At 65.0% G+C, this 24,402-nt stretch carries 17 protein-coding genes; 8 read left to right on the forward strand and 9 right to left on the reverse strand.

Going from position 1 to position 24,402, the window contains the following annotated elements:
* Positions 1–134: 134 nt before the first annotated feature.
* Positions 135–509: a VanZ family protein gene (locus tag GQB00_RS18640; RefSeq protein ID WP_165857385.1), complete on the reverse strand. Its 375-nt coding sequence runs from the start codon at positions 507–509 to the stop codon at positions 135–137.
* A 192-nt stretch (positions 510–701) separates the two neighbouring features.
* Between GQB00_RS18640 and cysZ the strand changes: the two genes are divergently transcribed.
* The 6 genes from cysZ (at position 702) to GQB00_RS18670 (ending at position 9,458) form a co-directional block, all read left to right on the forward strand.
* A complete protein-coding gene (gene cysZ, locus GQB00_RS18645; RefSeq protein WP_165857386.1) occupies positions 702–1,448 on the forward strand; it encodes a sulfate transporter CysZ in 747 nt (248 codons plus the stop codon).
* A 61-nt stretch (positions 1,449–1,509) separates the two neighbouring features.
* Positions 1,510–4,365, forward strand: coding sequence for an RNA polymerase-associated protein RapA (gene rapA / locus GQB00_RS18650; protein ID WP_165857387.1), 2,856 nt, complete (start codon positions 1,510–1,512; stop codon positions 4,363–4,365).
* A gap of 166 nt (positions 4,366–4,531) precedes the next feature.
* Positions 4,532–6,982, forward strand: coding sequence for an acyl-CoA dehydrogenase (locus tag GQB00_RS18655; RefSeq protein ID WP_165857388.1), 2,451 nt, complete (start codon positions 4,532–4,534; stop codon positions 6,980–6,982).
* Between the two features lie 159 nt (positions 6,983–7,141).
* Complete coding sequence (crcB, locus tag GQB00_RS18660) at positions 7,142–7,516, forward strand: fluoride efflux transporter CrcB (RefSeq protein WP_111496986.1); 375 nt, start codon at positions 7,142–7,144, stop codon at positions 7,514–7,516.
* 230 nt (positions 7,517–7,746) lie between these two features.
* Positions 7,747–7,953 (forward strand): cold-shock protein, encoded by a 207-nt coding sequence (locus GQB00_RS18665; protein WP_111496985.1) that lies wholly within the window; start codon positions 7,747–7,749, stop codon positions 7,951–7,953.
* Positions 7,954–8,186: 233 nt separating this feature from the next.
* Positions 8,187–9,458, forward strand: coding sequence for a D-amino acid dehydrogenase (locus GQB00_RS18670; RefSeq protein WP_165857389.1), 1,272 nt, complete (start codon positions 8,187–8,189; stop codon positions 9,456–9,458).
* Positions 9,459–9,481: 23 nt separating this feature from the next.
* On the opposite strand, the gene GQB00_RS18675 is transcribed toward GQB00_RS18670, so the two are convergent.
* A complete protein-coding gene (locus tag GQB00_RS18675; protein WP_165857390.1) occupies positions 9,482–10,780 on the reverse strand; it encodes a glycerophosphodiester phosphodiesterase family protein in 1,299 nt (432 codons plus the stop codon).
* Positions 10,781–10,917: 137 nt separating this feature from the next.
* Between GQB00_RS18675 and GQB00_RS18680 the strand changes: the two genes are divergently transcribed.
* Positions 10,918–11,655, forward strand: coding sequence for a lysophospholipid acyltransferase family protein (locus tag GQB00_RS18680; RefSeq protein WP_111496983.1), 738 nt, complete (start codon positions 10,918–10,920; stop codon positions 11,653–11,655).
* A gap of 62 nt (positions 11,656–11,717) precedes the next feature.
* On the opposite strand, the gene pelG is transcribed toward GQB00_RS18680, so the two are convergent.
* From pelG to GQB00_RS18715, 7 genes are read right to left on the reverse strand one after another with little or no spacing between them, the layout of a single operon-like run.
* The gene (gene pelG, locus GQB00_RS18685) at positions 11,718–13,094 is read right to left on the reverse strand and encodes an exopolysaccharide Pel transporter PelG (RefSeq protein WP_165857391.1); all 1,377 of its coding nucleotides are present in this window, start codon (positions 13,092–13,094) and stop codon (positions 11,718–11,720) included.
* Positions 13,094–14,608, reverse strand: a complete 1,515-nt coding sequence (gene pelF / locus GQB00_RS18690; protein WP_165857392.1) for a GT4 family glycosyltransferase PelF — start codon at positions 14,606–14,608, stop codon at positions 13,094–13,096. Before pelF ends, pelG begins: the two co-directional genes overlap by 1 nt.
* 4 nt (positions 14,609–14,612) lie before the next feature.
* Positions 14,613–15,599: a polysaccharide biosynthesis protein gene (locus GQB00_RS18695; protein WP_165857393.1), complete on the reverse strand. Its 987-nt coding sequence runs from the start codon at positions 15,597–15,599 to the stop codon at positions 14,613–14,615.
* Positions 15,589–16,920, reverse strand: a complete 1,332-nt coding sequence (locus GQB00_RS18700; protein ID WP_165857394.1) for a PelD GGDEF domain-containing protein — start codon at positions 16,918–16,920, stop codon at positions 15,589–15,591. The genes GQB00_RS18695 and GQB00_RS18700 overlap by 11 nt, the downstream gene beginning before the upstream one ends.
* 7 nt (positions 16,921–16,927) lie before the next feature.
* A complete protein-coding gene (locus GQB00_RS18705) occupies positions 16,928–17,464 on the reverse strand; it encodes a hypothetical protein (protein WP_165857395.1) in 537 nt (178 codons plus the stop codon).
* 10 nt (positions 17,465–17,474) lie between these two features.
* On the reverse strand, positions 17,475–20,888 hold the full coding sequence (locus tag GQB00_RS18710) for a tetratricopeptide repeat protein (protein WP_165857396.1): 3,414 nt from the start codon (positions 20,886–20,888) through the stop codon (positions 17,475–17,477).
* Positions 20,888–23,653: a bifunctional glycoside hydrolase 114/ polysaccharide deacetylase family protein gene (locus GQB00_RS18715; protein ID WP_165857397.1), complete on the reverse strand. Its 2,766-nt coding sequence runs from the start codon at positions 23,651–23,653 to the stop codon at positions 20,888–20,890. The genes GQB00_RS18710 and GQB00_RS18715 overlap by 1 nt, the downstream gene beginning before the upstream one ends.
* Before the next feature lie 143 nt (positions 23,654–23,796).
* Here GQB00_RS18715 and GQB00_RS18720 point away from each other — a divergent pair, with 143 nt between their 5' ends.
* The gene (locus tag GQB00_RS18720) at positions 23,797–24,369 is read left to right on the forward strand and encodes a glutathione S-transferase family protein (protein ID WP_111496976.1); all 573 of its coding nucleotides are present in this window, start codon (positions 23,797–23,799) and stop codon (positions 24,367–24,369) included.
* Positions 24,370–24,402 lie beyond the last annotated feature (33 nt).

Consider the following 24,402-nt stretch of genomic DNA (forward strand, 5'->3'; position numbering starts at 1 on the left):
GCCATCTTGAAATTTTCTTTTTAAACAAAGGTCTGGAAAATTCTCAGAGGCGTTCTCGTGGGCTTCGCACGGCACGAAATCGAATTTACCTACAGCGCTGTGAGAAATGTCTCACACGGAGAGGGGGCGATTTCTTAAGTGTTATCCGAGAGTCGGCGAACCGTCAGGAACCAGAGTGCCAGTCCGGCGGCGATGCCGACCCCATCCGCCACCAGGTCCAGCAGCGAGAAGCTGCGATAGGGCAGTGGGGCCTGACATAGCTCGATGAACAGGCCGTAGCCGAGCAGGACCGCAACGCTGGCGGCGACCCCGAGGCGCGGCCAGCCCAGGCGCAGCAGCAGGGTGAGCGCGACGAAAGCGGTGACGTGGTTGAGCTTGTCCCAGGAGGAGACCTGGATCGGCTGGTCCAGGTCGGAGGTCGCCAGCCACAGGATCGCCGTCATGGAAACCAGCAGGGCAACGCGCCACAATCGGGTCTGTTGAGTCAGCTTGCGAAGCAGGTCGGTCATTGTCGGTTCCCGGTCGGGCAGGCGTCATTTGCGATTATCGTCAGCAGGCGGCTCATGGTATGCTCTGCGCCCGATTTGCGCCAGTCGGCACGCCGGCTGCGGTCCCGTCGGGCCGCGTTGTGCCCCAGGCGGTACCACGCGCGTTGAAACGCGATTGGCGATCGTTGCGCCAGGAAACCGGAGGATGCGGACATGCTGAAGGGCAATTTCTTTCACGGCCTGGGCTACCTTGCGGAAGGTTTCCGGTTGATCCGCCAGCCGGGGCTGCGCCTGTTCGTCATCATTCCCCTGATCCTCAACATCCTGCTGTTCGGCCTGCTGTTCTATTTCCTCGCTGAAGGTTTCGGCGTGATGATCGCCGCCGCCATGAGCTGGCTGCCGGACTGGCAGTGGCTGCAGGCCCTGGACTGGCTGTTCTGGCTACTTTACGGCGTCGTCATTCTGCTGATGCTGGCCTATGGTTTCGTGATTCTCGCCAACCTGATCGGGTCGCCTTTCTACGGCTACCTGGCCGAGCTGACCGAAAAGCAGCTCACCGGCCAGGAAGTGACCACCGAGGGCGGCTGGGCGCAGATCATCAAGGATATCCCGCGCGCGCTGTGGCGGGAGGTCCAGAAAATCCTCTACTACCTGCCGCGTGCCGTCTTCCTGCTGTTGCTGGGCCTGATCCCGGTGGTGAACCTGGTGTCTGCCGTGCTCTGGTTCCTGTTCAACGGCTGGATGATGGCGCTGCAGTACGTGGATTACCCCGCGGACAATCACCGGGTCAGCTTCGGCGACCTGCGTCGGTCGCTTGGTGCCCGGCGCCTGTCTGCTTTCGGTTTCGGTCTGCCGGTCGCCCTCGCGGCGATGGTGCCGGTGCTGAATCTCTTCGTCGTGCCCGCCGCCGTGTGCGGTGCGACGGCATTCTGGGTCCGTGAGCGTTCCGCCAACGCCTGATCGGTCCGCGGACCCGGTCTCCCCCCGTTTCAAGTCCAAGTGTTTCAAGGTGAATCAAAGCATGGAATTTGTCATTGGTCAGCGCTGGGTCAGCCACAGCGACGCCAACCTGGGTCTGGGTATCGTGACGGACATCTCCGGCCGTCGCGTCACGCTGGGTTTCCCGGCGGTCGACGAAGAACGTACCTACGCCACCGACAGCGCGCCCCTGGCTCGGGTGCGTTACCAACTGGGCGATGAGATCGAGACCTTCGACGGCGAATCGCTCACCGTCCGCGCCGTGGAAGACCTCGACGGCGTGCTGATGTACCACGCTGAAGACGCCAACGGCGACATGCAGGAAGTCTCGGAGGTCAAACTCGGCAGCCACGTGCGCTTCACCGATCCCCGCCAGCGTCTGTTTGCCGGTCGCTTTGATCGCAACGGCGCCTTCCGTCTGCGCATGGCGACGGTGGAGCACGCCGAGCGCCTGCGTCAGTCGCCGGCGCGGGGCATGATCGGCGCCCGCACCAGCCACTTGCCGCACCAGCTCTACATTGCCGGCGAGGTGGCCCGCCGCTACGCGCCGCGGGTCCTGCTGGCCGATGAGGTGGGCCTGGGCAAAACCATCGAGGCGGGCCTGATCCTGCACTCGCAGTTGCAAAACGGTCTGGCCAAGCGCGTGCTGGTGGTGGTGCCGGATTCGCTGGTGCACCAGTGGCTGGTGGAGATGCTGCGGCGCTTCAACCTGCGCTTTTCGATTGTTGACGACTCGAACTATGAGCTGGACGACGCTGCCGACCAGATCCTGGCGATTCTGGGCGAGTCAGCGGACGACGAGGAAGAGAACGAGAACCCGTTCGAGCAGTCCCAACTGGTCCTGTGCAGCCAGGGTTTCCTCACCCGCAGCGACAAGGCCCGCCGCGACGCCATCCGCGTCGGCTGGGACCTGATGGTGGTCGACGAAGCCCATCATCTGGGCTGGACCCCGGAGGCGGCCAGCCCCGAGTACCAGGCCATCGAGGCCCTGGCACAGGAAACCCGGGGTCTGCTGTTGCTGACGGCGACCCCGGAGCAGATGGGCGTGGCCGGCCATTTCGCCCGCCTGCGTCTGCTGGATCCGGCCCGCTACCATGACCTGGCCGAGTTCCAGGCCGAGGAAGCGCGGTACGCCGAGGTCAACCAGTTGGTCCAGGCCCTGCAGAACCAGGGTGGCGAGCCCGACGCCGAGCAACGCCAGACGCTGGCGCAGTGGCTCGGCGATGACCTGGACGCCCTGCTGGCGAAAGGCGACGGCGGCCAGGCCCTGATCGAGACCCTGCTGGACCGTCACGGCACCGGACGTGTCCTGTTCCGCAACACCCGTGCGGCGATCCAGGGCTTCCCCGAGCGCCGCGTCCACGGCGAGCCGCTGCCCTGTCCCGAGGCCTACAGCGACGTCAGCACCGGCACTGATGGCCTGACCCCGGAAGCGGGTCTGGACGAAGAAGTCTGGCTGGCGGACGACCCGCGGGTGGTCTGGCTCGAGAAGAAACTGACCGAGCTGAAGAAAGAGAAAGTCGTGGTGATCTGCGCCCATGCGGCCACCGCCACGGCCCTGGAGCACTACCTGCAGCTGCGCGCCGGCATCCGCAGTACCGCGTTCCATGAGGGGCTGAGCCTGGTGGAGCGGGACCGCGCCGCCGCTTACTTCACCGAAACCGAGCAGGGCGCCCAGGCGCTGATCTGTTCGGAAATCGGCAGCGAGGGCCGCAACTTCCAGTTCGCCCACCACCTGGTGCTGTTCGACCTGCCCGCCAACCCGGACCTGCTGGAACAGCGCATCGGCCGGCTGGACCGCATCGGCCAGGGCGACGTGATCGATATCCACGTGCCGTATCTCGCCGGCACCGTGCAGGAAACCCTGTTCCGCTGGTACCACGAAGGCCTCAACGCGCTGGGGCAGAGCAGCGCCGTGGGCGTGGCGGTGAAAGAGGAAGTGGCCGATGACCTGGACGCCGCCCTCAACGACCCATCCGCGCCGATTGACGCGCTCATCGAGCGCACCCGGGAAGCCGCCGGCGCCCTGCGCCAGCGTCTGCAGGACGGTCGCGACGCCCTGATCGAGATGAACTCGTGCCGGCCGGACCAGGCCCAGGCACTGATCGACGCCATCGAGTCGGAAGAGCAGGGCGACGGCCTGACCGGGTACATGACCGAAGCCTTCGACATCTTCGGCGTCGAGACCGAGGACCACACCGAAACCTCGGACGTGCTCAAACCGTCGGATCACATGCTCACCGGCCAGTTCCCGGAGCTGCCCAAGGACGGCATCACCGTTACCTTCGACCGGCAGCAGGCGCTGGAGCGGGAAGACCTGGCGTTCCTGAGCTGGGAGCATCCGATGGTGCGCGGCGTGATGGAACTGATGACCGAGTCCGAGCTGGGTAACGCCGCCCTGGCCAGTCTGTCCGTGAAAGGCCTGCCGCCGGGCACGCTGTTGCTGGAAACCCTGTTCACCCTGCATTGCCCGGCCCCGGACAGCCTGCAGCTGGACCGCGTCCTGCCGCTGGCACCGCTGCGCCTGCTGGTGGACCTCAATGGCAAGGACCTGTCCGGCGCGCTACCGCACGATCGCCTCAACGAGCTGTGCTCCAACATTCGCCGGCGTACCGCTCAGGCCGTCGTACCGCAGATCCGCGCCGAGGTGGAAACCATGATCGACCACGCCGAAGGCATGGCGGCGGAGCGTCTGGGTGAGGCCCAGCAGTCGGCGGTCAGCCGTTTGCGCGAGTTGTTGCAGCCGGAGATTGATCGTCTGGAAGCCCTGCGCCAGGTCAACCCGGCGATCCGTGAGGATGAGGTGCGTTTCTTTGAGTCCCAGATGGCGGCCGGCGAAGCGGCCATCGACAAGGCGCGCATGGCCCTGAGTGGTCTGCGGGTGATCGTGTCGTCCTGACGGGGCGGCGGCCGCGCCTCATGCGCGGTTCGCCGAAAGGCGCATTGACAGACGGTGATCGGGTCACTGGCCGGGAGCCATGCATTGCGGTAGGTTAAGCGTATCGCTAAGTCGGGTTGCTGATGTAACCCACCTACTTCAATGACATGGAAGACTGAGAGTGCCTATGACGACTTTGATCCTGCTCCTGTTATCCATCGCCGGTCTGCTGGCGGTGCTGCGCAAAGAGGCGGGCGCCAAGCCGGCAATCGGGGTGATGGCCGGGTTCGGGTTGGTGTCGCTGATTTTCGCTTCCGGCTGGCTGGCACTGGTCCTGTTCGTCGGCGCGATCGCGACCGCCGCCTGCGGTCTGCCCGGGTTCCGCAGTTCCTGGCTGACGCCGCGCATCTTCTCGATGTTCAAGAAAGTGGCGCCGAAGGTGTCCGAGACCGAGAAGGTGGCCCTGGAAGCCGGCACTGTCGGCTGGGACGGTGAAATCTTCACCGGTCGCCCGGACTGGCAGAAGCTGCTGGTTGATCGCAACAATGGCCTGACCGACGAGGAACAGGCGTTCATCGACAACCAGTGCGTCAAGGCCATCAGCCTGTGTAACGCCTGGGATGTAGCGGTCGAGCGCGCCGACCTGCCGGAAGAGGTCTGGGATTTCCTGAAGAAGGAGAAGTTCTTCGGGATGATCATTCCCAAGTCCTACGGCGGCCTGGAATTTTCCGCCAAGGCCCAGTCCGCGGTGCTGCAGCGCCTGGCCACCAACGAATCCCTGATGGTGTCCGTCGGCGTGCCCAATTCCCTGGGGCCCGGCGAGCTGCTGCTCAAGTACGGTACCGATGAGCAGAAGAACCACTACCTGCCGCGCCTGGCTGATGGTCGTGACATTCCCTGCTTCGGCCTGACCGGCCCGCGTGCCGGCTCCGACGCCACCTCCCTGCCGGATACCGGCATCGTCTGCAAAGGCGAGTTCGAGGGCAAGGAAGTGTTGGGGCTGCGCCTGAACTTCGAGAAGCGCTGGATCACCCTGGCGCCGATTGCCACCGTGGTGGGCCTGGCCTTCCGCATGTTCGACCCGGATAACCTGCTGGGTGACGAGAAGGACCTGGGCATCACCTGCGCCCTGATCCCACGCGACACCAAGGGCATGGAAATCGGCCGTCGCCACTGCCCGATCGGCTCGCCGTTCATGAACGGCCCGATCAAGGGCAAGGATGTGTTCATCCCGCTGGACTACATCATCGGCGGCCCGGAAATGGCGGGCGAGGGCTGGCGCATGCTGGTCGAGTGCCTGTCCGTGGGCCGCTGCATCACCCTGCCATCGGGCGCGGCCGGTGCCGCCGCCGGCGCGCTGGGCGTAGCCGGCGGTTTCACCCGCATCCGTCGCCAGTTCAACACCCCGGTGGCGGACATGGAGGGCGTGCAGGAGCCGCTGGCCCGCATCGCCGCCATGACCTACATCACCCAGTCGTCGGTCTACCAGACCGCCAACATGGTGGACAAGGGCGAGAAACCGGCGGTGCCGTCGGCGATCCTCAAGTCCCAGCTGACCGAGATGCAGCGCCAGTGCCTGACCGATGCCATGGACGTGCACGGCGGCAAGACGGTGACCCTGGGGCCGCGCAACTATCTGGGTATCGGCTACAGCGGGGCGGCGGTCTCCATCACGGTGGAAGGCGCCAACATCATGACCCGCAGCCTGATGATCTTCGGTCAGGGCGCGATCCGCTGCCATCCCTATGTGCTTGAGGAACTGGCGGCCAAGGACAACGACGACCTCGATGCCTTTGACCGCGCCTTCTTCGGTCACGCCGGCCTGATCTTCGGCAACGCCGCCCGGGCCTTCACCCAGGCGCTGGGCGTGGGTCGTCCGGAGGTGCCGTTCGATGTGGTCACCCGTCGTCACGCCCAGGCGGTGGCGCGTTTCAGTGCCGCCTTCGGTCTGTGTGCGGACGCCGCCATGACCACGCTGGGCTCCGAGCTGAAGATGCGCGAGCTGATCTCGGCGAGGCTGGGGGACATGCTGTCCAACCTGTACCTGGCGTCCATGGTGCTGAAGAACTGGAACGAGACCCAGCCGGTGGAGGGCGAGAAGGAGCTGGTGCAGTACAGTCTCGATACGCTGTTGCACCGCACCGAAAAGGCCCTGCACGAAGTGCTGGAGAATCTGCCCAACCGGCCGGTGGCGTGGGCACTGCGGGCCATCACGCTGCCGCTGGGCCGGCGTTGGTCAATGCCGCACGACGACGTGACCCGCACCCTGGCGCGGGCCATCAGCACCGCCACGCCGCTGCGTGAGAAGCTGCTGCGCCCGGCCTGGACCACCCAGGTGGAAGGCGGCGTCAACAACCCGGTCGCCGAGTACAACGACCTGCTGGCGTCCTACGAGCGGGCGGATGGCATCTACCGCACGGTGAACAAGGCCTACGCCAAAGGCGAACTGCCCATGGAAGCCCTGCATCCGGAGCAGCGTTTCGACGCCGCCAGAGAGGCGGGCATCCTTTCGCAGGAAGACGCCGACTTCATGAGCGACTATGAGGCGCGCGTGCTGGAAATGCTCACGGTGGACGATTTCGCCTTCGACGCCTTTGCCCAGCAGAAGGACAGCGTGATCGAGCACAACGCCGCTTGATCCGCCCAAAGCCGGGCCCGCTCAGCGTCGGCGAGCTCTGGTAGACTCGAACCCGTTGCGTCCGGTCTCCCGGGCCAGCGGGTTTTTTATGGGCCGGTGCCTCGCCGCCGGCGCCGTCGTGTGAATGATCCAGAAGGAGTCCAGCCGGTGCCTGTTGCCATGTCCATCCTCGCCGTCAGCCTGGGGGCCGTTATCGGCGCCAACCTGCGCTGGTTGCTCAGCCTCTGGCTCAATACCAGCGGGCATGTCATTCCGGTGGGGACGCTGGTGGCCAATCTGTGCGGGGGCTGGCTGATTGGCTACCTGATCAGCTATTTCAGCCAGGCGCCGCATCTGGGGCCGGAATGGCGGCTGTTTGCGGTCACCGGACTGTGCGGGGCGCTGACCACTTTCTCAACGTTTTCGGTGGAAATGTACGGCGCGATCCAGGCCGGGAAGTGGCTGGCGGCTTTCGGTGGAGTCGCCCTGCATGTGGTCGGATCGCTGTCCATGACGGCGCTGGGAATATACTGTTTTCACGCGCTGAGAGGGTGATTGACGCGGACCATTTCGTAGTTGTACTTACCATGAAAAATTCTGTTGGCAAAGTCACCAATCGGGTATACAGTGGGTCCCGTAGGAAAGTTTCAGCAAAGCGTTTCATAAATAAGACGTATCCCTCTGTAGTTAAGTAGTGCATCGTCCTGTTTTTGATTACACGAGTTTGCTTTTCCGATGACCGCCTACGGGCAATTTTTGAATTTGAATTGAAGGACAGGAAAACCATGTCTACAGAGACCGGTACCGTTAAATTCTTTAACGAAACCAAAGGCTTCGGCTTCATTACTCGCGAAAGCGGCCCGGACGTTTTCGTTCACTACAGCGCCATCAACGGCAGCGGCTTCAAGACCCTGGCTGAAGGCCAGCAGGTTGAGTTCACCGTGACTCAGGGCCAGAAAGGTCCGCAGGCTGAGAACGTTACTCCGCTCTAAGCCGCCGCGATCAGTCCGGCGATGCACCTCATCGTCGGATGAATCCGGAAAAGGTAGCCCTCGGGCTGCCTTTTTTTGTGCTCGTTTTCCGGCCCGCCGCGCTGCAAGCAACTGATCTGTCGCGGCAAATACCCATCCCCACGGGTTGACCTTTTTCCTCCCAGCCACTGAGATAGAGACTGGTACCGGCGTCCTGCCACTCGGGACAGGGCGCCCACAACAGGGAGGCAGTGATGCACATCGTCGTTATCGGAGCCGGGGTGGTGGGCGTGACCACCGCATGGTCCCTCTGCAAGCGTGGCCATCAGGTGACCGTACTGGAACGTCTCGACCAGGCCGGCGAGGAAACCAGTAAGGGCAACGCCGCCCAGCGTTCCTATGGGGTGGTCTATCCGTGGGCGTCCTCGGCCATGGTGCGCAAGGCGCTGCCCTGGCTGCTGGACAAACAGGGCCCGCTGAAGATGCGCATGCCGCCGTCTCTCGACACCTTCCGCTTCCTGGTCTCCACCCTGCGCTACGCTTATGCCCCCGGCGTGTTCGGGCTTAACAAGCGCGCCATGTTGCGGCTCGGTATCCACAGCCGGGACTGTTTCCTGGCCCTGGAAAACGAGCTGGACCTGGCGTTCGACGGTGCCCACGCCGGCCTGATGCACCTGGCCAGTCGCCCGGATACCATGACCGAGTACCTGGATACCGCCGCCCTGCTGGACGAGCTGGGCATCGAGAACCAGCTGCTCAGCCCGGAGCAGGTGCGCGAATACGAGCCGGGCATGCGCGGTGACGGGCCGCTCTACGGCGGGTTGCGCTACGTTACCGATGGCACGGGGGATTGCAGCCTGTTTTCCAAGGCGCTGGCGGCGGCCTGCGAGGAGCGGGGTGTCACGTTTCGCTACAACGTCGAGGTACAGCGCCTGCTGGCGGATCATCGGCGGGTCGAAGCCGTGGAAGTACGCCAAACCGGCGGCGCGCTGGAGCAGCTCGATGCCGATGCGGTGGTGGTCTCCGCCGGCTGCGCGTCACCCGGGATCGTGAAGCCGCTGGGCGTGCACCTGCCGATCTATCCGGTGAAGGGGTACTCGTTGACCGCGCCGTTGATCGATCCGGAAGCGGCGCCGCGTTCAACGATCCACGACGACAACTACAAGGTGGTCTCCACGCGCCTGGGGGACCGTCTGCGCGCGACCGGCTTCGTCGAGCTGGCGGACTTCGACCGCCGTATTCACGAGACGCGCCTGGACACCATCAGGGCGTCCGTGGCCTCGCGCTTCCCCGGCGCGGCGGATATGGAGCGCGCCACGTCCTGGACCGGCTTCCGTCCCATGACGCCGGACGGCCCGGCGACCATCGGCCGTGGCACCCGCGACAACCTCTACCTCAATACCGGCCACGGCACCTTCGGCTGGACCCTGTCGGCCGGCAGCGCTGAGCTGATCGCCCAGGTGATTGACGGCGAAACCCCGTCGCTGGATCTGGACGCCTTCCGGCCGGGCCGCTTCGCCGAGTAGCGGTGCGGCCCGGCCGGTTGGGATCACAGCTTCATGCAGTTGGCGTAGAAGGTCGTGGTGGCCGGCCAGTCGGAGAAGATGGCCATCACGCCCACGTCCCGGGCCAGCACGTCGACGACGGTGAACATGTCGCCGTCGTTGTCGATGGCGTCGTTCACCGACTGGTAGTACCAGCCGCCCCCGGAAGCCAGCGGGCCGCTGCGCTCCAGGCTCCAGGCGATCATCTCGAGGCCGGCGGAACGGGCGTTGCGGGCGTATTCAGAGGGCACGATCTCACCGCGCGGGTCCAGGGTCAGCATCTTCCACAAGGGCGGGGCGACCACGTTCACGCCCTGACTCTTGAGGGATTGCAGGTACGCCAGTGACGTCACGTCGGGCTCGTTGGCGCGCTGGTCCAGGAACACCGCCTGCTGGCCGTAGGCCGGCGTGTGGTTGATCCAGTAGAGCACATCGTCCAACTGGAAGGATTGCGGCCACACGTCCGACGGATCGATACCGGCTTCGCGGTAATCCTCGATCAGCTGGCGGGCGTAATCTGCCTGGGTGTAATCCCCCTCGAACGGCATATCCACCACCGGTGTCTTGAGTTCCGGCGTGAACTGGACGCCCAGCTCGCGGAACAGTTCGATGCTCTCCTTGTGGGTCATCAGGGTGCCTTCCGTGGCGTAGAGGTCGGTGCGCCAGTTAGCGGTGCCCTGAACGTATTCTTCCGGGGTGGTGGCGTCCGGGTTGAAGCCGTCCATCTTGCCGGTCAGCTGCCTGAACTCCGCCAGGGTCAGGTCGCTGGTGCGGCATTCCGCCCGGGCCGGCGTGCCGCTGGCGGGATCGGCGGCCACGAACGGCTGGGTGCACTTGGCGTTCAGCTCGGGAATGGTGACGATGTCGGTGGTGGTGTGCAGGTCGTTCTGGGCGTGGCGACACACCAGTTCCCGGTCCCTGGTGAACGCCACGTCGCACTCGATTACCCCGGCGCCCATGCGGGCTGCCGCCACGTAGGACTCGCGGGTATGCTCGGGGAACTGCAGCGGCGCGCCGCGGTGGCCGATGGAGAAGTCGGAGCGTTTCATCGGTTGGTTCATGCAGGACTGTAATTTGCGCTTGAGCGGTCCCTCGTCCATATCGTTGACGAGGTAATAGGGGCGCGGCCCCAGCTGGACCGTGTGGGTGTTGTCGTGCCAGCTGCGATCATGGTGGCCGTGTCGGTCGCGGTCACGGTCGTCGTCCTTGCCATGGCCCCAGCCGGCCTGCAGATCGGCACTGCCCATGACGGTGAAGAGAACGGCCAGTGACAGCAACCACGGGCAATAACGTGCATTCGTCATAGTAAGATCCTTTTACGAATTATTAGTGAACTGACTTTGCGATAAGGCCACAATCAGGCTGCCGGTGATCCGTGACACGGCCATGAAGGTATGATGAAGTCGTGACCGTTTGTGGATGCCAAGGACAGATGTATTCCATGAAAGCCCTGAAAACAGTCTGGATTTTTTTCTGGGCCATTGCCCTGACTCTAGTGCTCTTCCTGCCGATTGTCCTGGCCGCACTGCTGGGCCGGCGTGGCGATATGGCGTTTCACGGCACCCAGGTTTATGCATGGGTGCTGTTCAAGATGGTGGGTGTACGCCTGCGTGTGACTGGGCTTGAGAACATCGAACCGGGCCAGCGCTACGTCATTCTCAGCAATCACGCCTCGTATCTGGACCCGCCGGCTCTGGTGTTGGCTCTGAGGATCCAGTATCGCTGGGTGATCAAGAAGGAGCTGCGCAAGGTGCCGCTATTCGGACTGGCGCTGGAGGCCTCCCGCAACCTGTTCATCGACCGTTCCAAAGGCAGTGACGCCATGCAGAGTATTCGCGAGGCGGTCGGGCAGTTACCGGACGGCACCGGCGTGCTGCTGTTTCCGGAAGGCACCCGCAGCTGGGATGGTCAGTTGCTGCCGTTCAAGAAGGGTGGCTTCGTGATCGCCAAGGACAGTCAACTGCCGATCCTGCCGATCACCATTCGCGGCTCCCACGACTGTCTGCCCAAGGGCACCGGCGCGTTTCGGCCCGGTACCATCGAGGTGGTGGTGCACCCGCCGATTCCCACCGACGACCTGGAACTGGACGAGCTGATGGACGAAACCCGGGAACGGATCGCCAGCCGCTTGCCGCTGCCCGAGCGGGCCCGGAAAGCGACTCATGTCCCGTCCGGTTGAGATCCGACCGCGACCGCGTCCTGCTCTCAAGGTGTTCCGGGGCTCCGTCGTTCGGTGGGTTACTAGCGTCCCTGCAACATGAAGGTCTCGTACTCGAGTCGGTCGAATTTGCGTGACAACAGGAACAGCCCGCCCAGAACCGCCAGCAGGGCGCCCCCGGCGAAGCCGTAGCCGTAAAACGACGCGCCCAGTTCCAGTGTCAGCAGGGTGAAGGCAATGTTGCCGAAGAAGAACAGGCTGCAAAGCGCGACGTTGACCCCGCGTGCATCGAGGTAGAACAGCACGTTCTGGATAGCGAGCAACAACAGCTGGATGCCTACCGCCACCAGGTCGATGCGGAACAGCGCCAGATAGAGCGGAGAGATGCCAATGGCCGAGAGGATGTCTTCGCTCCAGAGGAACAGGACCACGATGGTCAGGCCCTGCACCTTGAAAATTTCATAGATACCGTTGCGGGCGATGAGCACCATCTCGTCGCGGAACTGATTGATGCGCGCCAGGGTGTCGCCCTCGCGGACGGCCCGGTAGAAGCGGTCATAGGCTTCGGCGAAATCGGTTTCCATGCGTACGAGAAATACCGCCATCCCGGGGATGATCGACAGATAGGCCAGGAAAATCGGGAGATCGTAGATGACCGACGCCCGCAGTTCGCCGATGATCGGCTGCGAGGTGGGCGGGTAGAACCAGAAGATGAACTTGTCCGCCCACACCGCGGCGTTGAACAGCAACCCGGTGAGAATCAGCGACGGGAAGATCTGGCGGCGACGGATAAAGTCGAAGCGGATGAAGCTCTCGCCGGGGTACTGGCGGATGATGGAATAGAAGAAGCTGAAGAACAGCAGGCTGTGGCCCAGCAGGATGCCGGTCAACAGACCTTCCAGCCCCCAGTCGGCCAGGCGGGTGGAGGCCACGACCGCGGTGGCGTAGCCCAGCGCAAAGAGAATCACGATGCGGCGATAGGATTTCATGCTGGACAGGAAAATGGTGACCAGCCACAGGTTACACAGCACCACGAAGTTGCCGAACATCAGCAGCCGGTAGATCGTCGAGGTGCCGTCCAGCAGAAAGGCAACGGCCAGGCCACCGATGACGCCGGCCATCAGGGTGGTGACCCAGATCAGCCCCATCAGATTGGGCAGGATCAACTCGTTTTTCTTCTCGTACAGGCGGTCGGCGACCCAGCGGGTAAAAACGTGCTGGAACACCCCGGAAACCACCAGCGAGATCGCCATCAGGTAGGTCACCGAAACCAGAAACTGGATGATTTCGCGATCATCGACCGCCATCGACAGGCTGAGTATGCCGATGACCATCACCCCCAGGACGGACAGCACCCACGGGCCGGAGCTGATAATCCCCGCCAGCCCGTAGGCTTCAATCAGGTTGAGGAAGCTCTCGCGTCGCAGGATGCGGCGAATCTCGAAACCGATGCCGGCCATTATGCTGTCGTTCCTTTCCGGTAGATGTCGCGGTACGCCTCGAACATGCTGTCGAGCGTGTAGTAGCGTTCCACGCGTTCGAGTCCGGCCCGTTGGGCGGCGTACCAGGCCTGCTCGTCACCCAGCAGGCGCACCGCCTCCCGCGCCGTGGCTTCGGGATCGGCAATGGGCACCACCGCCCCGCTGGCGCCCAGGGCCCGGTCCTCGGGCTGGTTGCCTTCCAGCAGTTCCCGGCACGAGCCCACATCCGTCGCCAGGCACGGGAGCCCCGCCGCGTGGGCTTCGAGGATCACCAGTGGTAACGCCTCGGAGATGGACGTCAGCACCATCAGGCCCAGCTGCGGCAGGATGTCCTGGATATTCTGGAAACCGAGGAAGCGCACCCGCTTGTCCAGCCCCAGGCTCTGAACCAGCTCCTTGCATTCCCGCACGTAGGCCTCGTCCTCGTCTTCCGGGCCGACGATCCAGCCTTCGGCGTCGGGCCGCTGGTCGCACACGGTCCGCATGGCGCGAATGAAGGTCTTGATGTCCTTGATCGGCACCACCCGCCCGACCAGCCCCAATACCGGAGGCACGCGATCCGGTCGGGCTTTTCGCGCGCGTTCGAACTGTTGCGGGTTGATGCCGTTGGGGATGATCCGTGTGCGCTCCGTGGGGGCGCCGTCGACGTGCTGCCGGTCCTGGTTGCCCTGGTACAGCGACACGATGGGGTCGGCCTGCTGGTAGGTCATGCGCCCGATGGATTCGAAAAAACGAATCCACAGCTGGCGGATATAGCCCACCTGCTCGTTGAGCGTGCCGCTGACCTGATCGGCGGGATCGTGAATCCATTGCGCCTGGGACAGATCGATCTTACGTTCCTTGGTGTAGATGCCGTGTTCCGACAGCGCGAGCGGCAGTTGGCGCTGTTCGCTGACCATGGCGCCCAGAAGACCCGCGTAACCGGTGGAAATCGAGTGGAGCATCCGGACCTGCGGCATCTCCCGGGCGATGCGCGCCAGCTGGAACAGCGGGGCGTGCATGATCCGCACCGACCAGAAATAGTCGACGAAGGAGGGCTCGGTGCAGTAACGACGGTAGTAATCGTCGATGATCTCCCAACTGGCTTCGCTGTGCAGGAAGTCCGAGAAGCTGATGCCTTTCGACGAGCCCAGATCGGCGAACACCCGCTGCATGATCGCCCGGGAGGCCGGTTCGCCGGAACGGAAGGTCGCGTGCAGGTCGCGCTGGGCGTCGAACGCCCGGCGGTTGCCCTTGCGGGGGCGGGGCTTGGGCTCGCTGTGCCCGTCCATCAGGTAATGGCATTCCAGGTGACGCACGTTGGCCGGTAGCTCGTACTGCTGCTCACCGTAGTGACTGCGTTCGCCACCCATGAAAATCAGCGCGAAGGTGTACTCCGGCAGGCCCTGGATGATCTGGTGGACCCAGGACGAGACGCCGCCGCGGATGAACGGATAGGTGCCCTCCAGCAGGAGGGCGATGTCGGCTTTGACGGGAGGCGCTTGTTTCTCCATTCGCTTACAACCAGGCCTGTTTGAGAGATTCGATGCCCGCATCCCGCACGGTGGACGGGCAGGCGGACAGGTGGTGTCGGACGTTGGCGAAATCCCGCTGCAGGAAGGCGACTTCGGCCAGGTAGGGCTGGATTTTCGCGGGGGGCGCGTTCAGCGCCTGTGCCTGCTCGAAGGCGGCGCGAGCGTCGTCGAGTTGGCCGAGTTGCAGGTGGACTCGGCCGAGCAGGTGATAGTCGCCATGCCTCGGGCGCCGGTCGACCAGGCGGAGCAGCGTGGCCCGTGCGTTTTCCAGGTAGTGGCGCTGCAAGCCGCCCTGGGCGAGACCGAGGTAGGCCATTTCCCACCACAGCTGCGCCAGGCGCCGCTGGAGAATGAGGCCCTGCTCGTCGGATGCGGTCCGCAGTGCATCCTGCAGACGGATAATCTGGTGAGACAGCGTCTTTTCCTTCTGTTCGAGCATGGAGTAGGCCAGCAGACGGACATCGTCCGTCTTGTCCCGCAAGGCCTGGCGCAGAATAACGATGGCTTCCCGGCTGTCCATCTGGCGTGTGGCGATCAGGGCCTTGAGGCGCTTCTCGGGGTCGGCGGCGTCACGCAGGACCTGTTGCAGCCCGCCCTCGGAATAGAACATCTGCAATTCGGTATCGATGGGCCGGTACGGCAATTCGGGAATGTCGATTTCCTGCCAGGGCAGCTCGCGGGTGGAGCGTGGCAGGTAAAGCGCCAGCAATACCCCCAGCGCCACCCCCAGGCTGCCGATAAAAGGGATGGCGAACTGAATGGTGAACAGGAACGCGGCGGCCCGGCGGGGAGAGCCACGGTAGCGGGCCGGCAGCAGCCTCAGCAGCACCGGCGTCAGCAAGCCGCAGGCCAGGGCGTGAAGCGTCATATAGGTGACCAGCTGCGCCAGCCCGTCGTCCAGATAGAACAGACCGGCGAACGCAGCGGCTTCGGCCGCCAGGGCCTGGAGGATGAGTCCGCTACTCCCCATGGGCGAGATGGGCCTCCAGCCAGCTTTCGGCGGTTGCGCGGTCGCTTACCTGGTGACTGGCTGGGGCGCCCAGCCAGTCGGCGAGGTGAACCCCGAGGGTCTCGCGGACGCCGTCCTCCAGCCGTTGCAGGTAGCCGGACTGCCCCAGTTCATCCGTCAGCGGCATCAGGATCGCCAGGCGCAGCCCGTGGTTGTCCGAGGCTTCGTAGAGCACATCCAGCCCACGACGCACGCTTTTGATGTGGTCGACGATCTGGCGCGACGTCAGCGTCGTGTCGGCCCGGAAGCACAGCAGACAGGCTGGCAGGTCGAAGCGCTCGGCGTCGCGTCCGACTCGCGCCAACTGACGACGGAAGTGACGCCGTTCCTCCGTTTCTCCCGCAGGCGTGAGATCCTGCTCCTGCAACTGGTCGGCCAGATGGCCCGCCAGGATCGCCAGGAAGCGCAGCGTCTGCGGCTCGAACGAGAAAAACGGCATCGCCTCGACGGCGACCACGCCGAGGATCTCGCCATCGGACGTCAGCAGCGGAATCACCGCGAGAAAGCGGCTGTCGAGCTCGGCCTGGCGGCGGTGGTATTCCGTCTGTATCGACACCAGCTTGCGCTCCCGGAGGGCGTGCTCGATCAGGGGGTCGCTACCGGAAAGCGGCTTGAATTCGCCGATGGATGCCAGGGCCTGTGCCGTGAGACGTCCCTGGCGCACCGGGAAAACCCCGGCGGTCTGTATCTGACCGTAGTGGCCGAACAACGCGAGTGTCGCCTGGGCGCGGTCCCGAGTCAGGCCGGCGTGGCTGTCGGCGGCGAGTTCCGAATAAACGCGGCGCAAGGCTTCACGAAGGCTGCGGGAGCTGCCCGCCAGCCGCTGTTCGAGACGGTCGTGGGATACCTTGAGCAGGTAATAGCTGCGAGTGAACTCCTCCAGCCGCCCGTCGCGGTAGTCGTTTGCCGCCGCCAGCTCGGCCCGGCGTCGCTCCCAGTAGTCCCGGAATTCACCGGCCAGCAGAACCACCGCGAGCACCCCCGCGGCCCAGGTGAAGGGATACGGCTGTGGCACGTCCATCAGATAACGCAGGTACATCCCCAATCCGCCAATGAGCAGCAGCGAAGCCGCCAGGGCCATGAAAAAGCCGTAGCGCAGGGCCACCAGCAACGGACCGATGACCGGCCAGGGAAAATTACCGGTCAGGAAGAACGGATCGTCCGGGCGGCTCCAGGCCCCCAGCGCGAAGCAGGCCGACGTGATCAGCAGCGTTTCCAGCCATTTCAGCAGATCGCTCGCTTCTTGCGGGCGGAGGGCGCTCTGTAGCGAAGTATCCACCATGGGCGGTTCAGTCCCTGTTGGTTAACGGCATACGCTCGACCAATTCATCCAGTACCTTGTGACCAGCGACGCTCAGGCTTTCCCGGCCCCAGCCGGTGCGTGCCGAGGTGCCACTCCACACCAGGCGTTCGGTGTCAGCGTCGCGGATCTCCAGCGTCACACCCACGGCGGGTTCCCCGTCCAGACCGCTCTTGTAGCGCCACTCCTCGACGGTGCCTGTCACCAGGTAATCGGGCGCGCTGGCTTCGGCCGATTCCAGGGCCTCCTGGCGACGCTCGCTGTTGTCGTAGAGCAGAGGGTCGCGCTGCTGCGGCAGGAACAAGGTGGTGTTGTGACTGCCCTTGGCCCGCAGGAGCGCACTGAGGACGCTGGCGGCCTGTTCGCCGGCCTGCGGGGTTTGCGACAGGTTCATCAGGGGCACCACGGCCAGGCGGCTATCGGCCGGAATGGCCAGGCCGTCTTCGCTCTGCAGCACCGAGCAGCCACTCAGCACCAGCAGGCTGGCGAACAGCAGGGTGGGGAGGCGCGGGATACGTTGCAACATCGGATTCTCCTTAACGGTCCAGATACAGGGTATAGGTTAGATTCAGGTCGGCGCGACCGCTGCCGTCGATGCCTTCGGACGCCCAGCGGGCGGACAGGGCCAGTTCGTCGTCCCCGAACAGCCGCCAGCCCAGGCCCGCGCCCAGACCGATCTCGGGGGTATCCGTGGAGATCACATAGCCGCTGCCCACTTCCAGGAAGCCCCGGGGCGAGGCGGTACTTCGGAAAAGGCTGTGGGGCTCGCCGTGAAACCAGCGAACGCGCGCGCCGACGCGTTCGTATTCGTCGGTTAGCAGCGCCGAGGGCGGCAAGGGGCTGTCCAGTTCGTCGTTGACGCTCGCCGGCAGGGTCGGCTCCAGGTCCAGTTGCTGTCGCTGGTAGCCCAATGTCACGGTCATGGCGGGGTCTTCGCGGAACAGGGTGTAATCGGCGGTGAACTCGAGGCTGTGGCCCGAACCCAGCGAATCGTCATCGGCGGAATGGTAGGCCAGACGTTCCGCCCGCCCGGTCAGGGCCAGCCGTGAAAACGGGCTGTAGGTGGCGGCCAGGGACTGTCGGTCGCGGCCGAGCAGCCACCAGGCCTCGGCGGAGTCGGGCGCGCGGGCGTTGTGTTCCAGCCCCGCCTGCAGGCTCCAGCGGTCCGCCGGTTGCCAGTCCCCTTCCACGGAGAAGGCCGGCGAGGGCCCTTCGTTCCGTGCCAGACTGGCCGCCTCCACCTGGAGCCCCCAGCGCGAGCCCTGCCAGGCCAGACCCAGGCGTCCCTCGGCGCCGGCGTCGGGACGCTCGGCGAGACGCCCGGCGGATTCTGGCGCCACCCGGCTGGCAGCCCCGCTGACGCTGACCTCGTCCAGCGCGTAGCGGCCCTTGATACCGGTCTGGCGCACGGCGAAATTGCCCAGGTCGAGGCGTTCCACGCCCGTCTGAATTGAGCGCTGGGCTCCGCGGTGAAGGTCCACCGTTTCCCGCAGACGCGACCGTGACAGATCGGAGCCGCGGTCCGATTCCAACGTATCCAGGTTGGCCAGCAGGCGCTGTCGTTGTTGCGCCGGGGTCAGGTCGGCCGGATGCAGCAGCGCGTTGTCGTCCGGCTCGCGCGACTGCGCCAGCCAGGCTTCGGCCAGCAGGGCGTGGCCGGCATCCAGGGCTTGCTGTGCCATCTGCCGTTGATCGGTGTCGGTGGCGGCGCGACCGAGGACCGTCAGGGCCAGGCGGTCCAGTCCGCGGGCCCGGTAATAGGCGACCCGGGTGTTGGCGTCGGTGATCCGGCCGGGGTCGATGCTCGCCCGTAATGCTTCTGCCTGCCGTTCCCGGCCGGTGAGTTCCAGCACCCGGGCCGTGGACAGCAGCCATTCGGGTTCCGCCCGATGCCCGTCCAACCCGCGCAGGAACCATGCCCGGGCCTGTTCGGGATGGCCCAGAGCACTGTGGCCGTAGGCCAGCACCGGATAGGTTTCGGGGTCGCCCTGGGCCTCGAGGCGGGCGAGCATATGGGACAGTCGCTCGCCGAAACGTTCAGGTTCGCTGAGCATCAGCCAGCCCCAGCCGACCAGGGTTTCCAGGTCGTCGGGGGCAAGGCGGTAGGCCTCCCGGTAAGTCTGGTCGGCTTGATCGAGACGGCCGGTCTGGTGATAGGTCAGGGCGCGCAGCTGCCAGTAACGGTTGAGGTTGGCCGCGCTCGGGAAGGCGTCGACCCAGGCGTCGAGCGCGTCCGTAGCGGCGGACCAGTCGCCGGTGCCGGCCGCGTACTCCGCCTGGTTGGCGAGGTAGCGCGGCTCGTTCGTGCTGGCATAGCGCACGCGACTGATGTGGCGGGCGGCGGTGTAGTCTTCGAACAGGATCGCCAGGGACAACAGTTCCTCCTGAACCTGCGGCGGTTCGTCTTCCAGGCGGTCCAGCATGGCCTGGTAATCGTCCCGGATCCCCCGCAGTCGCCCGAGGTAATGCCCCAGCCGCAGACGCATGAACGTGACGTCGTTGCGGATGCCCGGGTCCGACGGCTGGAAATCCAGGTGGGCCAGGGCGGCTTCCGGCTGTCGGGTGCGCCAGTAAAGCTGTGCCAGTTGCAGGCGCTGCTTGTCGCTCAGGGTGTCGCGCTGTTCCAGGTAGGCGATGGCACCGTTGAAATCCCGGCTGTTGAGCAGCAGCGACAGCTTGCGCTCCTGCAGCGCCGGGGCTTTCGGATAACGGGTGATACCGCGGTCGAGCACCCGCAAGGCGGACTCGATATCGCCGTTCCGGATGTGGCTGTCGGCGAGCAGGAGGTAGCTGTCGGGATTGCTGTGACCGCGATTTTCCGCGAGCGACAGAAGCCTCTCCAGAGCGGCCCAGTCGAACAGGCTGCGGGCGGTCGAGGTCGCTCGTTCCAGTGCTTGCGGCTGGTTGTGCTCCACATACAGCTCGGACCAGTACGGCAAGGCCTCGGCCGGAAGGTTGTTCCAGTCCAGGACTTGCGCCATCCGGGTCCGGTCTGCGGGCGTCAGGTCCGGTGCCTGTGTCTGCAGGCGGCGGACCGTGGCCAGTGCCGAGGTGGTGTCACCCTGGGCCAGTTGCGCGGTCAGCAGTTCGCGCAGGAGAGGCACGTCATCGGGCTGCTGGTCCACCAGGCGTTGCAGCCAGCGCAGGCGGTCGTCGTCGGCGCCGGCGTAGCGGGCCAGCTCAATACCCTGCTCCAGCGTGGCGGTGTCCATCGGAGTCGTGGCGCGCTGCGACTTGAACAGGGACAGCGCTTGGCGAGGCTGCCCGGCGGCCAGCTGCAGTCGCAGAATGTCATCGATCATCGGCCCCGAGTCGGCCGCGCCGTCTTCCCGCAGGCTGTCGAGCAGGGTCCCGGCGGCGGCGCCGGGCTTGCCCTGGGCCTCCTGGAGTTCGGCCAGCCGGCGGGCGATCTTGCGGCGCTCGCCGGCTTCCGGTGCGAAACGGGCCATGTCGCGCCATAGGTGGCTGGCCTGGGCCAGACTCAGCGCGTCCTCGACGGGATCGATCAACGCCGTTTTATCGTCAAAGCTGTAGGGCTGATCCGGCACCCGCTCCAGCGTCTCGAACAGCCGGCGCCGCGCGGTTGCCCGGTCTTCCGGTCGGGTCGCCTCGTACACCCGTTGCTGGCGGAGCAGGAGGATATCGGACAGGGCGTTGTAGGGAATGGGATCGTTCTCGAGAAACGGATTCAGGACTCGCTCGGCTGCACGGCCCTGCCCGGTCTTGCGCAGCATGTGCCCCAGATTGATGCGCAGCGACGGGTTGTCGGGGTCGGCGCGCAGCAGCACGTGCAGGTAGGCAATGGAGAGGGCGTCCGGTTGCTCCAGAAAGTGGATGTCCTCGAACACGGTCTGACGCGGGTACAGGGCGAACAGCGCCAGCGTGAACAGCACCCCGATGGCGAGCAGCGACGGCAGCCGGAAAAACTGGATGCGTCTGCGAGCCCGCATCAACGGCACTCCAGGGTCGCCGAGTTCACGTTTTTACCCGGCGCGCCCAGTTGTACCGGGCGCCCCGTGCCCTTCACGGACAGGGACGCTCCGCGGATCACACGGCAATGCCCGGTGCCGGCCAGGGTGGCGCTCAGCGGGCCGATGCCGGAGAACCCCAGCTCGATACGCCAGCGGTCGTCGACCCGGCGCCGCGACCAGTGGGTCAGAACCGCATTGGCCTGTTGCAGATAGGGGCCTTCCGGAGGCGTGTCGCGCAGCGCGAGTGTTGGCTGGGAGCCGGTCAGGTGAACATAGCGGTTGCCGGCATCGTCATGGAACCCGGCGACGCCTTGACTGGCGGCCAGATCCGGGTACTGGCCGGCCGGGTCGATGCGCACGGTGTGCGGGGCGCCGATGCCGCGCCAGGTATAGCGTCCATGGCTGTCCCGCAGCATGGCCGAGCGGTAGTTGAACCGGGCGCGCCGGGCGTACTGGCTCAGGTACAGGGGGGTCACCGGCCGCGACAGGGCGTCGTCGTAGACCGCCTTCAGGGCATTGAGCGCGGCAGGCTTGGTTCCGGAATAGAAGTGGTAGTAGATGCTCAGCGGTTTGAGCCGTTGGTAGTTTTCCAGGATACGGAAGGTGTCTATCACGTCGCGGAAGCCATAGTACGGGCCGTGCCAGAGATTGGTGTAGACGTTTTCGTTCATGACCGGCGCGTAGATCTGCAGCTCGTCGCCGACCGGGCGCGCCATGGGCCAGACACCCGCCAGTTGGGAGGCGTAGGGCAGCGGGTGGGTGTCGCCGCCGTTGACGTTCAGGACGCCAGCGGAGCGAACCGCTTTGAGTGCGCGCTCGCCGGGCAGGGCGTCGCCGGTCCAGAGGAACAGGTTGGTCGGTTTGTCCGCCGGCGCCAGGCGCCGGTTGATGTAGTCGATCGAGCCGGGGATCTCGCGCTGCAGGACCGGCTTGTACCCGGGGACGCCCAGTGCGTAGCCGTAATCTGCAAACACCGGTAACGGGCGCGAACCGTCCTCGATGATCTGCCAGAAAAAGGGGTGGCTGTAGGAATGCGACGCCACTTCCACGTTATCCAGCCGGAACAGTTGGCGGGCGATGCGTTCGGCTTCGGCGCTGGTCGCTGGATAGATGCCGTCCGGCGAGGTTTCGGCTTCGATGACCGACACGGTATGCGGAACGCGGTAACGTTTGATGATCTGGTCCATGATGACCGTCGCACCCAGCGGGCTGCCTTCCAGCTCGGCCCGGGATACGAAACCGTCGCCGTCGATGTGAGCTGTCAGGATGCGTTGCCCACTTTCCGTCGTGGCGTCCGGTGTGGGATAGAGAGGCCCCCCGAGGGCCTCCGCCAGAAATGCCAACGGGTCGAACAGCCAGTAGCGTTCGTCTTCGGGGCCCGGCTCGAAAAGGTAGGGCTCCAGGGCCACGCCGAGATGCTCGGCCGTATAGACCGGCGTGAAGGTCGTGTCCTGGGCATCGGTGATCTCCAGCCACGACGAGACGCCTTCGGCGCGCGGCAGTGCCGAATCCGGCATCGCGGGCAAATGCGTGCCCTCGAAACGGCCGACCGATGCCTGGCGCGGCGTCGTCGTCACAGGGAGCGCGGGCAGGGTGACGGTGTCGGACCGGATAAGGGCCTCGCAGTTGCGGTCCGGTGGCAGCCGGCCCATGACCACCAGCGGCAGGTTGCCACGGTGCTGCGACAGCCATCGGCACACACGACGGCTCTTGGCGCCGCCCTCCCACCAGGCGACGATGCCGGCGAAGCGGTCATCGAGAGGCTCGCTGGGCAGGGGGGCGTGCATATCCCGGTAAACCGGGATGTAACCCAGCCGTTCCAGTAGCACACCGCCATACCGGTGGGCGGCGCTGTGCGCCATCAGGCCGTCCGGCGCATCGTGCAGGACCAGCACCTCGCGTTTGATCCGTTGCGGTTCGGTGGGCCCCAGGCGCTGCAGGTCCGGGTCGGTGACGTAGGGGACGAAGCCATCCTGGCGCAGTTGCCTGGCCAGGGCGGGCGCGTCGCTGGCGTCGCGCACGTAGTCGATGGCGATCAGGGGCTTGTCCGGGTGCCGGTCGCGCCAGTGATCGAGCTGGCCCCGGAGCCATTGGCGATCGGCGTCGGACACCGGACGATAGCGTTTGCGGCCGGCGTCATAGCCGCGCCGGTAGGATTCGAAGGCCAGTGCGTCTACCTGGGCGTGGACGCTCTCGGGGAGTTCGAAGCCCCGGTTGATGATGATCCGGGCGTCCGGGTGGCGCTCGCGGATGCGGCCGATCAGGGTCGCCAGGGCCTGCACGAACGCCGCCGGATCGTCCTGGCCGGCCTGGGTGAGCCGGTAGCTGTCGAGGGTGTCCAGGAAAACCCCGTGGTAGCCGGCCCGGAACGCCGGGTCGATCAGCCTGTCGAGCAGGAAGGCGCGTACCGCCGGCTGGCGGATATCGAGAATGGCACTGTCCCAGCCCGTGTTCCGGCCCAGGCGTGCGGTGGCGGGAAGTTGCGCAAACTGCTTGTGACTGCGGGCCATTTCGCCCACGCTGACATAGGCAATGGGCGCCACGCCGGCGTCGTTGAGGGTGTCGAGGCGTGACGTGCTGTTGCGATCGCGTTGCAGGACCAGCCAGTCGTACGCCATCAAGGCGCTGACCGGTGCCTCGTGGCCGTAATAGAAGCCGACATTCCGGGGTGCCTGAGCCAGGACGACCTGGCTGAAAAGCGCCAGGACGAGTACCGCTGGCAAAACAACGGGGTTTTTGGGCATGGGGTCCTTTTTGTTGCCGCAATGGGTCATCATGAAGTGACGGAACTATCCCTGTACGATCAGATTAGCAGTTTAGATGCTAATTCAACGGCTTGAATCATGACACTCATGTCATCGCCAGCAACCCCACGGAGAAATCTGAGATGAAACTGATTGGTTCCACCACGTCGCCCTACGTCCGTCGCATCCGCCTGTTGCTGGCCGAGAGCGACTACGAGTTCGTCAACCTGAACATCTACGGCGAGGGTCGGGACGAGCTACGCCGTAACAACCCGGCCCTGAAGATCCCGATGCTCATTGACGGCGAGCAGGAGGTGTACGACTCCCGGGTGATCTCACGCTACCTCGCCCAGAAAAACGGCGATGCGCCCCTGAGCTGGGATCAGGAGAACCAGCTGACGCTGATCGACGCGGTCAACGATTCGGCGGTGACCCTGTTGCTGTCGAAGAAGTCCGGCATCGACGTGGAACAGGACCTGATGTTCTACAACCTCCAGCGTGAGCGCATCATGCTGTCGTTGCGCACTCTGGCGGCCATGGTGGACGCGGGCGAATTCGCCCAGTGGCATTATCCGGCGATCTGCCTCTACTGCATGGTGGACTGGCTGGAGTTTCGTGAGTCGGTGGATTTCACCGGTGTGGAAAGTCTGCTGAGTTTCCGTGATGCCAACCGGGAGCGGCCCATGGTGGGCGGGACCGATCCGCGAGACGCTTGAAACGCGTGAACCAGAAGCCCTGTCCCGTGAGAC

The organism is Marinobacter sp. JSM 1782161 (assembly GCF_011421605.1).
Taxonomy (GTDB): Bacteria; Pseudomonadota; Gammaproteobacteria; order Pseudomonadales; family Oleiphilaceae; genus Marinobacter_A; species Marinobacter_A bohaiensis.